At 69.2% G+C, this 14,473-nt stretch carries 16 protein-coding genes; 10 read left to right on the top strand and 6 right to left on the bottom strand.

Translation table 11 applies throughout. The features are described from left to right. The first annotated feature begins 55 nt into the window (after positions 1-55). On the top strand, positions 56-895 hold the full coding sequence (locus VN461_13005; protein ID HXB55700.1) for a TIGR02757 family protein: 840 nt from the start codon (positions 56-58) through the stop codon (positions 893-895). Between the two features lie 214 nt (positions 896-1,109). Here VN461_13005 and VN461_13000 read toward each other — a convergent pair whose 3' ends face one another. The 3 genes from VN461_13000 to VN461_12990 all read right to left on the bottom strand — a co-directional run bounded on the left by VN461_13000 (position 1,110) and on the right by VN461_12990 (position 5,213). Then, on the bottom strand, positions 1,110-3,170 hold the full coding sequence (locus VN461_13000; GenBank protein ID HXB55699.1) for a serine/threonine-protein kinase: 2,061 nt from the start codon (positions 3,168-3,170) through the stop codon (positions 1,110-1,112). 101 nt (positions 3,171-3,271) lie between these two features. Next, positions 3,272-4,396 (bottom strand): HRDC domain-containing protein, encoded by a 1,125-nt coding sequence (locus tag VN461_12995; protein HXB55698.1) that lies wholly within the window; start codon positions 4,394-4,396, stop codon positions 3,272-3,274. A gap of 268 nt (positions 4,397-4,664) precedes the next feature. After that, entirely contained in the window at positions 4,665-5,213 is a 549-nt protein-coding gene (locus VN461_12990; protein ID HXB55697.1) for a ferritin-like domain-containing protein, read from the bottom strand. 318 nt (positions 5,214-5,531) lie between these two features. Here VN461_12990 and trxA point away from each other — a divergent pair, with 318 nt between their 5' ends. The 3 genes from trxA to VN461_12975 are packed head-to-tail and all read left to right on the top strand — an operon-like array spanning position 5,532 to position 6,684. Continuing rightward, positions 5,532-5,879 (top strand): thioredoxin, encoded by a 348-nt coding sequence (gene trxA, locus VN461_12985; protein HXB55696.1) that lies wholly within the window; start codon positions 5,532-5,534, stop codon positions 5,877-5,879. After that, entirely contained in the window at positions 5,879-6,454 is a 576-nt protein-coding gene (locus VN461_12980) for an RNA polymerase sigma factor (GenBank protein ID HXB55695.1), read from the top strand. The genes trxA and VN461_12980 overlap by 1 nt, the downstream gene beginning before the upstream one ends. Then, entirely contained in the window at positions 6,451-6,684 is a 234-nt protein-coding gene (locus VN461_12975; GenBank protein HXB55694.1) for a zf-HC2 domain-containing protein, read from the top strand. The genes VN461_12980 and VN461_12975 overlap by 4 nt, the downstream gene beginning before the upstream one ends. A 22-nt stretch (positions 6,685-6,706) precedes the next feature. Here the strand turns inward: VN461_12975 and mazG are convergent, their stop codons facing one another. Next, positions 6,707-7,567 carry a nucleoside triphosphate pyrophosphohydrolase gene (gene mazG, locus VN461_12970; protein ID HXB55693.1) on the bottom strand — a complete coding sequence of 287 codons (861 nt, stop codon included), beginning with the start codon at positions 7,565-7,567 and terminating at the stop codon, positions 6,707-6,709. A 50-nt stretch (positions 7,568-7,617) separates the two neighbouring features. Here mazG and VN461_12965 point away from each other — a divergent pair, with 50 nt between their 5' ends. Next, positions 7,618-8,112, top strand: a complete 495-nt coding sequence (locus VN461_12965) for a GNAT family N-acetyltransferase (protein HXB55692.1) — start codon at positions 7,618-7,620, stop codon at positions 8,110-8,112. After that, on the top strand, positions 8,109-8,888 hold the full coding sequence (locus VN461_12960) for a PhzF family phenazine biosynthesis protein (GenBank protein ID HXB55691.1): 780 nt from the start codon (positions 8,109-8,111) through the stop codon (positions 8,886-8,888). Before VN461_12965 ends, VN461_12960 begins: the two co-directional genes overlap by 4 nt. 16 nt (positions 8,889-8,904) lie before the next feature. Here VN461_12960 and VN461_12955 read toward each other — a convergent pair whose 3' ends face one another. Further along, positions 8,905-9,423, bottom strand: coding sequence for a hypothetical protein (locus tag VN461_12955; GenBank protein ID HXB55690.1), 519 nt, complete (start codon positions 9,421-9,423; stop codon positions 8,905-8,907). 671 nt (positions 9,424-10,094) lie between these two features. On the opposite strand from VN461_12955, the gene VN461_12950 reads away from it, so the two are divergent. Continuing rightward, positions 10,095-11,120: a tyrosine-type recombinase/integrase gene (locus VN461_12950; protein ID HXB55689.1), complete on the top strand. Its 1,026-nt coding sequence runs from the start codon at positions 10,095-10,097 to the stop codon at positions 11,118-11,120. Positions 11,121-11,163: 43 nt separating this feature from the next. Here the strand turns inward: VN461_12950 and VN461_12945 are convergent, their stop codons facing one another. Next, complete coding sequence (locus VN461_12945; protein ID HXB55688.1) at positions 11,164-11,535, bottom strand: hypothetical protein; 372 nt, start codon at positions 11,533-11,535, stop codon at positions 11,164-11,166. Positions 11,536-11,934: 399 nt separating this feature from the next. Between VN461_12945 and VN461_12940 the strand changes: the two genes are divergently transcribed. From VN461_12940 to VN461_12930, 3 genes are all read left to right on the top strand, one after another. Then, complete coding sequence (locus VN461_12940; protein HXB55687.1) at positions 11,935-12,231, top strand: hypothetical protein; 297 nt, start codon at positions 11,935-11,937, stop codon at positions 12,229-12,231. Continuing rightward, positions 12,228-12,434 (top strand): AlpA family phage regulatory protein, encoded by a 207-nt coding sequence (locus VN461_12935; GenBank protein HXB55686.1) that lies wholly within the window; start codon positions 12,228-12,230, stop codon positions 12,432-12,434. Before VN461_12940 ends, VN461_12935 begins: the two co-directional genes overlap by 4 nt. Positions 12,435-12,945: 511 nt before the next feature. Continuing rightward, a partial coding sequence (locus tag VN461_12930; protein HXB55685.1) for a VapE domain-containing protein occupies positions 12,946-14,473 on the top strand: 1,528 nt, incomplete at its 3' end.

Genomic DNA, 14,473 nt, shown 5'->3' with positions numbered 1-14,473 from the left:
AAGAGCGGCGGCTTCGGGTGGTGGTGACCCTCGGCGGGAGCCTAGAATTGAGTTCATGCGGGAGGCCGACCTGCGCCGGCGACTCGAAGCCCTCTACCTACAATACGACCCGCGCTTCGTGGATCCCGATCCCTTGCAGTTTGTGCGTGCGCAGAAGACCCCGGCGGACCAAGAGGTGGTCGGGCTCCTGGCCTCCTCCCTGGCCTATGGAAACGTAGCCCAGATCAAGAAGAGCATTGCCGCCGTCCTCGCCCTGCTGGGCCCCCGGCCCGCGGAAGCCGTACGCCACCTTGACCCGCTCGCCTCCGCGCGACGGCTCTCCGGCTTTCGCCACCGCTTCAACGACGGGCGGGACGTGGCCTGCCTGCTCTTCTTCGCCCGCCAGATGATCGAGTCGCACGGGTCGGTGGAGGCCTTCTTCGCGGAGGGCTATGCCGCCCACCCCGACGTGGGTCCCGCCCTGGCCTCCTTCTCGGCCCGGGCCCTTGCCCTTGACCACGGCGGCCTCTACCGCGGGCGCGGGCTGCCGGCTCGGGCCGGGGTGCGGTTTTTCTTCCCCTCCCCGGAGGATGGCAGCGCCTGCAAGCGCTTGAACCTTTACCTGCGCTGGATGGTGCGCCGCGGAGGCGTGGACCTCGGGGTGTGGCGAACGTTGGAGCCCTCGGTCCTCGTCATCCCCCTGGATGCGCACGTCTACGCGATTGCCCGCCGCGTGCGCCTCACCCGCTACAAGTCACCGGGTTGGGCCATGGCCGCGGACATCACCCGCCGGCTCCGACGCCTGGACCCCGAGGATCCCGTGAAGTACGACTTCGCCTTTCACCGCATGGGCCTCTGGAAGAGAGAGGGCGAGATCCGATCCTTGGTCTTCCGGCGCGGGGGGAAGACAGAATAGCCGCGTGGGCGCCCGTATCGCCCGCCCTCGGCCGTCGACTTCCCGGCTGACATCGTGATCGTGAGCGAGGAATCGTGGGCGCGGCCACCGCCCTCCTCGCCTCCCGCCCCGGCCTGCGGGTGATCGTACTGGAGAGGCGTGCCGCCCTGGCCACCCTCACCACCACCCGCTCCCCTGGAGGCCAAGGCGCCCCTGTAAGGGGGCAGAAAGCCGCTCAGGCCGTGGGGCCCCAAACGCGGATGCGGCCGTCGCCGAGGGCTACCGCGATGTGGTGACCGCCTCCGAAGAGAGTCACACCCGTGAAGCTCTCCTCCGCCGGCCCCCAGAGCGCGGCCAGAGGGGCGTGGGCCTCCAGGTCCCAGAGTTGGACGCTGTTGTCCTGGGCCACGGTGGCGAGGTGAGTCCCGTCCGCGAAGAAGGAGAGGGAGGTGGCCGGCTTGCGGTGGCCGGCCACGACCGCCACCTGTTCCCGGGTCGCGAGGTCGAAGAGCCGGATCGAGCGGTCGTGGCTGGCCACCGCCAGGTGGTGGCCGTCGGGGGATAGGCAGAGCAGGCTCACCAGGGCTTCGGGCCCGCGCAGGGTGGCCAGGAGCCGGCCCGTGGTCGCATCCAGCATCCGCAGGATGCGGTTGACGTGGCCGGTCACCAGCCACTCGCCACCCCCCGCGTAGGCGAGGGCGGTCACGCCCGCGGGCTGGCGCAGCAACTCGCGCCGGGCCTCACCGGCGAGGGCGGCGCCCACGTCCCAAAGGCGCAGGCTCGAATCCATGCAGCCCGTGGCCAAGGTGGAGCCATCAGGGGAAAAGGCCAGGGCCCCCACCAGCGCGTCATGGCGCAGCTTCACCGGGACCTCCTCACCCCGTTCCATATCCCAAACGTGGACGCCCCCGTCCACATGGCCCGAGGCCAGAAGGGCGCCGTCGGGAGACCAGGCCAAGGAGAGGGCGAGGGCGTCATGGCCGTTGCGACGGTGCATCTCGGTGCGCAGCGTGAGCGCCTTCGTGCGCGAATAAAGGTCCCATAGGCGAATCGCCCCGTCCGAGCCCGAGATCGCGAGCACGTCCTTGACCGGGGAGAGGGCCACGGCTTGGGTGGCCGGTGGCTCGCCGAATGTGGCGAGCTCACGGAAGACCGCGGCCCCCCGCAGCCGCAGCTCGGAGAGGGCGGCGGTGGGCGGCGGCTTCTCGGCGAGGGGCTCGGCGGGGTAGGCCGGGGCGAGGGGCGCCGCTCCCGCCAGGAGGGTCCCGTCCGAGAGGCGCGTAGCCGCGGCGTCGCGGTCGGGTGGGGCGTGAGACATCGTCTCCCCGGAGAGGAGGAGGCCCTCGATGGCCTCGATCAGGGCCACGATCGCGGTGCGGGTGGGATCGAGCGACTGGGCGCGCCGCGCCGCCGCCAGCGCCCCCGTCAGGTCGTTCTCCGCCAACCGCCGTCGGGCATCCTCGTAGTTCACTTCGTAGGCACGCTGCCGGACCGCGGGGTCGAGGTCGGGCTCGACCGGACCCGAGAGCCCTATCGCGGACTGGAGTGCGCGACCCATCTCGGCCATGTCCCGGAACCTTGCCCCCGGGTCCCGCGCCAGCGCCTTCGTCACCGCGCCCAGGAGGGCCTCGGGCAAGCCCTTGGCGTCTATGGGGGGGAGGGGAGCGTGGACTATCTGGTAGACGAGGCCCGTGATCGTCTTCGACTCGTATGGCCGTCGGCCCGCGAGCATCTCGTAGAGGATCACGCCCACCGCCCACATGTCCGTGCGGTGGTCCACCCGGCCGCCCTGGAGCACCTCGGGCGCGATGTAGCTCGGGGTGCCGAGGACGAGGCCGGTCTGGGTCATGGTGGAGTCCACCAGGCGGGCGATCCCGAAGTCCAGGATCTTCACCGTGCCGTCCCCCCCCACCCGGATGTTGGCCGGCTTCACGTCGCGATGGATGACCCCTTGCTTGTGGGCATAGTCCAGTCCGCGACAGACGTCCACCATCATGCGGATCTTCTGCTCCAGGGAGAAGCGGTCCGGGGGGACCATGACCTGGGACAAGTCCATGCCCTCCAGCAGTTCCATCGCGATGTACACCGTGGAGCCCGTCTCTCCCAGCTCGAAGATGGTGACCACGTTCGGGTGCTGGAGCTTGGCCGCGGCCCGGGCCTCACGCTGGAAGCGGGCGAGGGTGTCCTGGTTGGCGAGCAGCCCCGGGGCCACCGTCTTTAGGGCCACGAAACGGTCGAGCACGGGATCACGGGCGCGGTAAACCTTGCCCATGGCACCCTGGCCCAGTTCGGCCAGGATCTCAAACTTGCCGATGGTGGTCAGCAGGCATCCTCCCGAGAGCGTTCCCGACGGGTGCCTATGATAAACGCTTGGGCGCCCGCGCGTTGGACGCGCCCTCAGGCCCGGAGGGCGCTCACCAGCTCCGCCCCGTAGGCCAGGATCCGCCAGCGCCGCAACCCCGCCACCACCTCGAGGTCGGCGGTCTCGCGAGGGGCGGCCTCCGCCAGGCGGTCGATGAGTCGCTGGGGCAGGATGACCGAGACATCGAGCTGCGCGCGCACCGCCTCGCGGGCCCGCCAGGCCTTGAGGCGCTCCACCCGCCGTCGGACCTCGTCGGGGACCAGCGGGCGCCGGGTGGGAGGCAGGACGACAAGTTCCCCCTCCGGGAGCTCAAGGGCCCGGCCGACCGCCGCGAGCAGGGCGCCCGCCTGATCCCGCAGGCGCGGGAGAACCCCCCGCACCTCGCCGAGCTCGGCGGGCGTGTGCGGGACCCTTTCCGCGAGGGAGAGCAGCGTCTCGTTGCCCAAGATCTTGAAGGCGGGGATGTCGGTGGACGCGGCCCTCCCCTCACGCCAGGCCACGAGCTCGCGGAGCACGGCCAACCCCCGGGGAGGCAGACGTCGTGCCCCCTTGATCCTGAGGTAGCCCTCTGGCTCCGGGCCCCGGCGCGCGGGGGGCAGCGCCGCCACCGCCGAGCACTCCTCGTCCACCCAGTCCAGGCGGCCGAGGCCGCGCAGACGCTCCGCCAACCGCTCGCGCAGGATCAAGAGGTGCTGGACGTCGGCCAGGGCGTAAGCCTCCTGCTGGGGGGTGAGCGGCCGTCGCGACCAATCGTCTTTCTGACTCTCCTTGGACAGGGCCACGCCCAGCTCTTTCCGGGCGAGGGCTTGGAGGCCGATCTCGGGGAGGCCCAGAAAGCGCGCCGCGATCATGGTGTCGAATAGGGAGGCAAAGGAAAAGGAGAAGTCGCGCTTGAGGGTGGTCACGTCATAGTCGGCACCATGGAGGACCTTCACGACGGCGGGGTCGGCCAGGATGGCCCCCAGGGGCGCGAGTTGGGGCAAGGCCAGGGGGTCGATGAGGCACGCTTCCCCCTTGTCGGTGGCGAGCTGGATAAGGCACACCTTCTCGAAGTGGTGGTGGAGGCTGTCCGACTCCGTGTCGAGGGCCAGCGCGCGGCACTCCCCGAGCGAGGAGACTAGCGCAGAGAGTTGACGGGGGTCTTGGATCCAACGGGCCACGAGCCAGAGTATAGCGGCAGGCTCCGACGCTTGGCCTAGTGCCGCCCCCCGGCACGGAGCGGGATGGCCAATCCGCACCGACTTCGCGGCCCATCCACGCGAGTCCGAAGGAGAGGCGCAGGGGCTATGAAGCAGGACCCCGGGCTAAGAATCGCGCTGTTCCCTGGACTTGGATTTCCGCCGCTGGCGCCGATCCTCGCGAATCGCCTGGCGACGGACGTCGAGTAGCGCAACCCGCCGGAGTCTGACGCCGTGCGGCGGTTGAGGGTCAGCCCTGCTTGGTGGGGTCGAGGGTAACGAGGAGCTTGGCCAGGTCGTCGGCGTGCTGCTCCTCCATGGCTAGGATTCCCTCCATCATCCGTCGGGAGGTGACGTCGTCGTTGCCCAGGTACCGCACGATTTCCGCGTAGGAGTCGATGGCGATCCGCTCCGCGACGAGGTCCTCCTTGATCATGTCCACCAGCGTTTCTCCCTCCTTGTATTCGGAGTGGCTGCGGGTGAGCATCCCTTCCGGGTTGAAGTTGGGCGCGCCCCCCAGCTGGGTGATACGCTCGGCGATCTGGTCGGCGTGGCCCTGCTCCTCGTTCGCGTGCTCCAGGAATTCCGCGGCGACAGCCTGGGCATGGATCCCTACCGCCATGAAGTAGTGGCGCTTGTAGCGGAGCACGCAGACGATCTCGGTGGCTAGGGACTCGTTGAGGACATGGATGACGGTTTGGCGGTCGGCCTTGTACCCCTCGGTCACCGCCCCGTTCTCGATGTGCTTTCGAGCCCGCTCGCGCAAGGTCTTGATGTCGGTCGTGAACTCTTTCGCCATGGCTACCTCCCGCACGATCTTACCCTGCGTCAAGAGTCCTGGGACGCCGGCGAATGGACGGGCGGCCGGTCGGGAGGGGGCTCTCCGCGAAGTGGAGAGCCTCCAAAGGTGAACTCGGGCACGGCCGACAGGGGAGGACGGACCCTCAGCCTATGGGGTGGGGGAGGCGGGCTCGGCGGCGCCCCGTTCCGGGCGGGGCCGAGGCCCGGGGGACGCAGACGGACTCGGGAGACTGTAACGACGGGCGGCCGTCCCCGTCCAAGTAGGGGGAAGTCCGCCGAAGGCATGAGCTTTCGGGCTCCCCTTGGAGTATTGAAGGTGAGCGAAAATGTGTGCGTGCTAACGAGCGAGAACTGGGAGGCGGAAGTCCTCGGGTCCAAGGAGCCAGTGCTGGTGGACTTCTGGGCCATCTGGTGCCCCCCCTGCCGGATGATCGCTCCCACCATCGACGCCCTGGCCGTGGAGTATGCGGGCCGGGTCAAGGTTGCGAAGGTGAACGTGGACGATAACGAAGAGCTGGCGGCCCGTTACGACATCCGATCGATTCCCACCCTCCTCGTCTTCCGGGAGGGGAAAGTGGTGGATCAACGAGTGGGGGCGCTGCCGCGATCGGAGCTGGTCCCTCTCCTCGACCGCCAGCTCGCCGCCGCGCCGGTCCGCGGCTGATGGATCCGGGCGGGGCCGCTCCCGAGACCTCTCGGCGGGAGGCCCTGTCCAAGGCACTGCTCGAGGAAGGCGACCGCTTGTACGCCCTTGCCCTACGCGTCACCCGCGACCCTGACCTGGCCGCGGACGCCGTTCAGGAGGCCTTTGCCACGGCTCTCGAACGGGAGAGCGGCTTTCGTGGTGAGTCGAGCCTGGCCACCTGGCTCCACCGGATCGTCTTTACGAAGGCTATCGACCTGCTTCGCAGGCGCGGTCGCGAGGGCCCCCTGCCGGAGGATGATCCGGAGGCGCGGCCGCCCCAGGGTGGGGACATGGGCCGCGCGCCCTCCTGGGCCCGCCCGCCGGACGCGCTCCTGCTAGGGAAAGAGACCCGCGTCGCCTTGGAAAAGGCCCTGGGCGCGCTCACCCCCGCGCAGCGGGCGATCTTCGAGCTCAAGGAGGCGGAAGGGAGGCCGACGGAGGAGGTGGCGGCGATCCTGGGGATGCCGCCGGGCACCGTGCGTGTCCACTTGCATCGGGCGCGCCTGAAGCTGCGGTCCCTTCTTGGTGAGCATTTCCGGCGGGGGCGGACATGAGCTGTGACGAATTGCTGCGCCGGCTGACCGAATTCGCGGAGGGCGCTCTGCCCCCGAACCTGTGCGAGGAGATCCGGTCCCACCTCAAGGACTGCTCGCCCTGCTCCGAGCTCGATCGGGACCTCGCGGATCTGGCCCGTCTCTGTCGGGAGTGTGACCCGCCGAAGCTGCCCGCCGATCTCCGGCAGCGCCTGGAGGAGCGGATTCGGGCGTGGACGACGCGAGGCTAGCCACGCCGAGGAGCTCGACCTCCTAATCTGCCCCGCGGGGCCTCGCCCCGCTGTGGTCGCCCGCTCGCTTTTCCTCCAGCCCTTTGGCTTCGTTCCAAAGGCCGTCCATCTCCTCAAGGCTGGAATCCGCGGGTCTCTTGCCCCGCGCGCGCAGCTGCTCCTCCACATACCGAAAACGGCGACGGAACTTCCGGTTGCCGGCCTTGAGGGCGCTCTCCGGGTCCACCCCCAGGCGGCGGGAGAGGTTCACGATCACGAACAGCAGGTCCCCGATCTCCTCTCCCACCGCGGCCGGGTCCTCCCCCGCGGCGACCGCCTCCTTCAGTTCCCCCACTTCCTCCTCCAGCTTAGAGAGGACAGAGGTGGCGTCTGGCCAATCAAAGCCCACCCGGGAGACCTTGGTCGTCATCTGGAAGGCCTCCATCGTCGCGGGCAAGCCTCGGGAAACGCTATCCAGCATCGAAGCGTCGCTGCCCTTGCCTTTGCCCGCGCGCTCCTCCTCCTTGATGGCTTCCCAGTTGCGGAGGACCTCACCCGGGGTGGCCGCGGGATGGTCGGCGAAGACGTGGGGGTGGCGGCGGACCATCTTCTCGAAAACCCGTTCGATGACATCTGCGATCGTGAAACGAGCTCCTTCGGTGGCGAGTTGGGCGTGGAACACCACCTGGAGCAGGAGGTCTCCGAGCTCGCCCGCCAGCTCCTGGTCGTCGCGGTGGTCGATGGCCTCCACCACCTCGTAAGCCTCCTCCAGAGTCATGGGTTTCAGACTCTCGTGGGTCTGTTCCCGGTCCCAGGGGCAGCCCCCGGGGGCCCGCAGGCGGGCGATGAGTTGCACGAAGCGGGCGAAGGCATCGCCGGCTTCCTTGAGCGGGGGTTGGTTCATGACGCACGTATTATCTACGACCCCCCGATCCGGCGGTGAGATACTGGGGCATGATCCTGTCCGCGCACGGGGGCGACCGACTGCTGGAGGTGCGCACTCTGTTCACGGAGTATGCCGCGACCGTGGGGTTTGACCTTGCCTTCCAGGACTTCGAGCGGGAACTCCGCGACCTACCAGGGGAGTACGCTCCGCCCACCGGCTGCTTGCTTCTCGCCGTGGGCGAGGGGGGGGCGGAGGGCTGCGTGGCTCTGCGCCGGCTCGACGGCCAGACCTCGGAGATGAAGCGTCTCTACGTGCGCCCCCAGGCCCGCGGCTCCGGCATCGGCCGGCGCCTGGCCCTCGCGATCATCGCGGAGGCGAGAAGGATCGGCTATGCCCGCATGCGGCTCGACACCGTGCCGTCGATGAAGGGAGCCATCGGCCTGTACCAGAGCCTGGGCTTTCGGCGGATCGCGCCCTACCGGCCGAACCCCATCGAAGGAGCGCTCTTCTTGGAATTGAACATGGGCGAAAGCATCGTGAGCGGGGGCACAATAGAGAAATGAAGCTCGCCTTGTACCATCTTGACACTTTCACCAGTCGGGTCTTTGCCGGCAATCCCGCGGCGGTCGTGCCCCTGGAACATTGGCTAGACACTCACACTCTGCAGGCCATCGCGGCGGAGAACAACCTCTCGGAGACCGCGTTTCTGGTGGGAGGGGGCGGTCAGTACGAGATCCGGTGGCTCACCCCCGCCACCGAAGTGGATCTCTGCGGGCACGCCACCCTGGCTTCGGCCCACGTTGTCATGACCTCCCTCGAGCCTGGGTCGACGGCCGTCTCGTTCCAATCCAAGAGCGGGCCCCTCATGGTGACCCGGGACGAGGACCTCCTGGCCCTCGATTTTCCGGCCCGGCCCCCCCAGTCCCTTCCCGCTCCCGAGGCCGTGGTTATGGCCCTCGGCCGCAAGCCGCGCGAGGTGTGGAAGGCGCGGGACGTCATGGCGGTATTCGATGGGGAGGAGGAGGTCCGTGCCCTCCGGCCCAACCAGGACCAGCTGGCCGAGCTCGAGTACTTCGGGGTGATCGCGACGGCCCCCGGCCAGGAGGTCGACTTCGTCTCGCGCTTCTTCGCCCCTCGTCAGGGCGTCCCCGAGGATCCGGTAACGGGCTCGGCTCACTGCACTCTGGTGCCCTATTGGGCCCGGCGCCTGGGCAAGCCGCGGCTTCATGCTCTGCAGGTCTCACCGCGGGGAGGTGAGCTGCTTTGCGAGGACCGGGGTGACCGCGTAAAGATCGCGGGGAGGGTCGTCCCCTATCTGGAAGGGACGATCGAGATCTAGGCTTCAAATACCGAGGTCAGTTCCCCCGCAAGGGCAGCCGGCGCACTTGGCCCGTGCCCACCTCCTCGAGGTCCACGGACTCGAAGCCGATCCGGGCGATCCGGTAGCGGTTGGCCAGGACCTCCCCCGCCTGGCCGGTCAGGACCTCGTTGCGATCCGTGAGGAGGACTGCGACTCTCAGCCCCCGCGCGTTCTCGAGGGAGCCGATGTAGCGGAGGCTCAAGGGCGGGAGGCGCGGAGAGGGCGGCGCGGTGGGCGAGGAGGGGCCCAGCGTCTCCGGAGTGGGCGGGGCCACCGGGCGGGGAGTCGGGGGGGGTGTGGGGGGCGCACCGAACTCGAAGAGGTCGCGCCGGCGCACGCGCGGCGCCGGGCGGTCGGCCTGAAGGCGGGCGAGATCGATGAGCGGCAGCTCCTCCCCGGACGGAGGCGTGGACGCGTGGGGAGGGGGGGGAGAGGTGTCGCGCAGCCAGAGGGTGAGCCCGGCGGCCAAGACGAGGACCAACAGGCCCCCCAAGACCGCGTTCCGCCGCGTCAACTCGGAGGCCGCTCCGTGCCCGCGCCGGGGCGCTTGCTCCCGCACTCCCTCCCGCGCATGCTCAGTGGCCAGAGTATCACGGCCCGGGCTCTGCTCCCCGAGGAGGCGTTCCAGGCTACTCTGGGTGGGAACGACCAGGGCGCTCCCGAGGTGCTGAATTCGAGGAGATACTCGCAGAGCGGCCTTGGCATACGGGCGGCCCTCCCGATTCCCGTATGCACTCGTGGGATCGCCCGACCACCCCCGAACCCCGGCAGCTCTGGCCGAGCACCAGCTCGCCGGGGCAATTTGGGACCTGGCTCGGCGTGCGTTCGTAGTACCTTCCCACGCGGACTCGTCCACACTTGGCGGGCGCTGGACCGGTGGCACAAGCACGTGAAGCGTAGGGAATGCGCCCCGAGTTTTGGCGGACGCGGCGCGGGAATCATCAGAGGCTCGTCGATGACACCGACTCGAGGGGGGCAGACCAAACCCAGGTGGCACAGGAAGATCCGGGCCCGGGTGCGATCCTCCCCGGCCAGGAGCGAGGGTCGGAAGAGAGGGCTTGCGTCCGGGGTAGTGTATAATTCATAATCTGTCTATAGATATAATACCTTTGATTTTAACAGTTTAGAGACGCTCACGTAACCTACCTGTAAACTAGTGCTAGAATAGGGTTAGGGAGGTGAGCGGTGAGGCGACCTCGTGGGACGGGCGGTCTCTACCAGAGGGGCCGAACTTGGTGGATGGCGTACCGGGCCGGGGGGCGGACCGTCCGGGAGTCCGCCCGCACCTCCGTCAAGAAGCACGCCGGGGACCTGCTCCTCGAACGGGTCCGCGCGTCGGGCCAGGGGGCCCTCTCCGGGGCGCCCCTCCTGGTGTCCGACCTCCGGCGCCTGGTCGAGGAGGACCACACAGCAAACGGCCGCGCGTCCTCCAAGGTCGGCCCCCGGTTCACCTCCCTAGAGCGAGGCCTCGGCGCGAAGACCAGGGTCCGGGACGTCACCGCCGACACGGTCTCCCGGTACGCCGCCGCTCGGCTCGGGGAAGGAGCGGCCAGGGGGACCGTCAACCTGGAGTTGGCGTGGCTCCGTCGCGCGCTGCGCCTCGCCCGGCGCCGGGGCCTCCTCCCGGTGGTCCCCGACTTCGAGTCGCTCCGCTTGGACAACGCGCGGCGGGTGTTCTTCGACGAGGAGCAGTTCGAGGCCGTGCGCTCCCGGTTGCCGGAGGACGCGGCGGACCTGGTGGAGTTCCTCTGGTGGTCGGGTTGGCGCCGGAGCGAGGCGGAGGGCCTGACCTGGGACGGGGTTGACCCGGCCGCGCAGACGGTCAGGATCGAGACGAGTAAGACGGGCACCGCCCGAGTCGTGCCTTACGGCCCGATCCCCGGCCTGGTCGCCCTGATCCGGCGGCGGCAGGGAACCAGGGACGACCTGAGGGCGAGGGGCGTGGTCTCACCCTGGGTCTTCTCCCGGGAGGACGGGACCCCCGCCCGGATCGGCCACCGGGCCTGGGCGCGCGCGTGCCGGGCCGCGGGGCAGCCGGGGAAGACGGTCCACGACCTCCGGCGGTCGTCCGCGCGGAGGATGGTCCGGCTCGGCGTTCCCCAGCACGTCGTGATGGCCGTCTGCGGTTGGAAGTCGGCGCAGACGTTCCGCCGCTACGCCATCGTCGACGTGGCCCTGGTCCAGGAGGCGCTCGCGCGCGCGTACCGGTAGGCTACGGCCGCGAATCGTTGGACACGGAGCCCAGACGACCCACTCATGCCCCCGGCAATCTCCGGCGCTTCTTCTTCCCCCGGAACGCGCCCCGGGTCCTGCGTTCCGTGGCCCTCATCTCAACGAGGCCCTGCTGGACCGCGCGCCTGGCCACGTCAGCCAGGGGACGGCCCCGGGCGAACCGCCTCAGGCTCTCCACCTGGCGCGCGGTGAGTGGGACCCGCACGGCCCCGGGGTGGCTCTCGTCCTCCAAGATCGCCGCGACGCCCCGCGCGATCGCCTCCCTGACCAGGTGCGAGCGGGTGCCTCGCCGGGCGGCCCTGAGTCGCTCTAGGACCTCGCGCTCCCGCCGGTTGAGCCTGACCCCGAGGACCAGCGTCGGCGTCTCGTCCCGCCGCGGCCTGCCCGTCCCCATGCGGGCGAGTGTAACAGAGTTTCGTTAACGGAACTCTAGGGCTCAGCCGGTTGCGGGCCCGTTTTTTACCCCGCCGGCCGTTTCGAGGAAGGAGAAGGAGGAGGTGTTTGGGTACAGAGGCCCTCCGGCGCGCGTAACCGGCAAGAAAGACCCCGCACGCCGCCCAGAGGTTATATAATGTAGTTAACCCCGGGTGCAGCGCCCGGGGAAGAGTCGTAGAGAGGCCGGCGGGGCTAGCAACCTACGGTCGCATTGAAAAAAGCGGCACAGTAGACCTAGCCTTTCGTACGCCTGGGGCAAGGGTAAAATTGGCTCGACCGCCTCTCTAAAGCGTCGCCGCGTAACCCCGTTCGGCCACGCGCTAACCGAAACGTCGCACTTGTTTTGGAGGCGCGCCACGTGGCCGAAGGCTCCGTCAATCCGGTCTTCTCCCCACTCGTCAAGGTCGCACGACCCTTCAAGCAGGCGGTCCTCGACTTCAAGTTCGTAGGCGAAGGGACCCTCGCCTCCCGGCTCGGTGCCGGACCACTCGCTCAGGCCTTTATGGGGAGAGCCTTCCGCCTGACGGAGGCGACCCTCATCAACTTCGCCACCCTCGCGAAGTACGTCTCGTACGATGGTCCGCTCCTCACGCTCTACGCCGAGTCGGCGGACGAGTACGTCGCCGCCCGGCGGAAGCCCGAGGACGCCCGATGACTCCTGACCGCCTCGTGCCGGAGGCAGAGCGGCGTCGGATCACCTCCGTGTCGCGTACCCGTTGGCACCTCCTGGAGAGGGCGGGCCTCGCGCCCAGGCGCAGGCTCGTCACCGAGAACCGCGTGGCCTGGCTGGAGTCGGAGCTCACGGCCTGGGTCGCGTCACGCCCCGTCGGGGGCGGCAGGGCGCCGGTGAAGTCGTGACCGCGCGCCAACCTCGCTGCCTCGTCTGCGACCGGCCGACATCCCCGGCCGACCAAGAGGCATGGACCACGTTCGCGCGCTCGTACGTCGTGCATCGGGGCCGCTGCGCCTCGGCGTGGCGCGAGGCCATGAGGGGCTACGCGCTCTCCGGGACGCGCCGCCGCACCAGCCTCGAGGACGCGGTCGCCCGGGCGCGGGAGGCGCTGAGGGAGAGGCCGTGAGCGAGTGCTGCGAGAAGTGCGCCCGGCCCCTGGACCTCGTGCGCCTGTGCCTCGACTGCGGCCGGGCGTTCTCGATCAACTTGGGAGAACAGCTGCGGATGGCGAAGCTGGAGTACCAACTGCCACGGCGGTGCGGCTCGTGCCGCGCGTCGAGGCGAACCGCTAAAACACGGGCGCAGGCGCGCCCCAACACACAAGAGGTGGAACGTGCCGGAAACGAAGACTACTGACCGGAAGCTGAAGTGCCTCGGGTCATGATCCCGAACCCTGTCGTTACCCCCGGGAGGCCGGTGAGCGCCCCGCACCCCGCGCAAGTCCCCGCGAATCCGGTCGCGCCTCGTGCTAAACTAAAACGGTCCGGGCCGTTAGAGACCTTTCCGGACCCCACCGCCGCAGCCCTCCCCCAACTCTCCCAACTCCCGGCGCGGTTCCTCGCGTGGAAGCGTCACGACGACGAGCCGGGTAGAAAACCGCCGACCGGGGAGGAGGGCCGCAAGCTCGAAGCCTGGCAGGAACCGCCGTACCTGACCCTCGACGAGGCCAGGAAGGTTGCCTCGAAGATCGGCGGCGGGATCGGCTTCGTCCTCGTACTTGGAGAAGGATACGCCGCCCTCGACCTCGACGGGTGCTTCCAGGAGGACGGCGGAACCCCGGTCTCCGACGACGCCAAGAAGATTGTCGACCTCGTAACGTCGGCGGGATGCTATACCGACACGTCCCCTTCCGGAAGAGGACTCCGCGCCCTCTTCCGCGGCCCGCGGTCCCTGGAGGTGTCGTTCAAACACTCCCCGCCCCAGGTCTCCAGCCTCGGGCTCTTCGTCACCCTGACCGGGACGGCGGCCGAGGGGGACCCCACGAAGGAGCTGCCGGGGCTAGCGGATGCGGTGCTGGGACTCCTCGGGCAGGAACCGCAAGAGAAGCCGAAGGACCGCACGAGGACCGCCGCGCTGCCAGAGGACGGGGCCCCGATCCGGCCCGGACACCAGGACGTGTGGCTCCGGAACCGCGCGTGGATGCACGCGTGCCGAGGACTCCAGTACGAGGACGTGCTCGCCCAGCTCCGCGTGGACGTGCTCCGGTGCCCGGACGAGCCGGGCCGCGAGCCCTGGGGGGAGCGGGACCTGGAGGACCTCGCGAGGCGCGCGGTCGAGAAGGCGCCCGAGGAGAAGCTGCTCGCCGGCGATGACGGCAAGATCAGCAAGTCCCCCGAGAACATCCGCCGGGCGTTCAGGATCGTCCAGACGCGGCCCCGCCTCGACCGATTCTCGAACCGCAGGATCGTGGAGACCGGGGACGGCAAGAGAGTCCCACTCGATGACGAGATGATGCTCCGCCTCTGGCTCGGCTTCGACGACGGTCTCAAGTTCCGGCCAGACAAGAGCCTGTTCTCAGACGTCGTCCACCTAATGGCCGCGACGGACGACTTCCACCCGGTCCGCGACTACCTCGACTCGCTGACGTGGGACGGCACGCCGCGCGCAGAGAGGTGGCTGGTCACCTACGGCAAGGCCGCCGACACGGAGTACGTCCGCGCCGTGGGGCTGCTGTTCCTCGTGGCCGCGGTGAGGCGGATCCGCAGGCCCGGCTCCAAGTTCGACGAGCTGGTCGTCCTGGAGTCCGAGCAGGGTCTCGACAAGAGCAACGCCGTCCAAGCCCTCTGCCCTAAAGGCGAGTGGTTCTCCCAGACCCTGACCCTCGACAAGTCCTCGAAGGAGACGATAGAGCACACGACCGGCGTGTGGATCGCGGAGGCAGCAGAGATGGTCGGGTCGAAGAGGGACGTGGACCACCTCAAGGCGTTCCTCTCGACCCAGGCAG

This window comes from Vicinamibacteria bacterium (genome assembly GCA_035570235.1).
Classification (GTDB): domain Bacteria; phylum Acidobacteriota; class Vicinamibacteria; order Fen-336; family Fen-336; genus DATMML01.
Note: the sequence above shows the minus strand (reverse complement) of the source record. Positions and strands in the feature narration are given on the sequence as shown.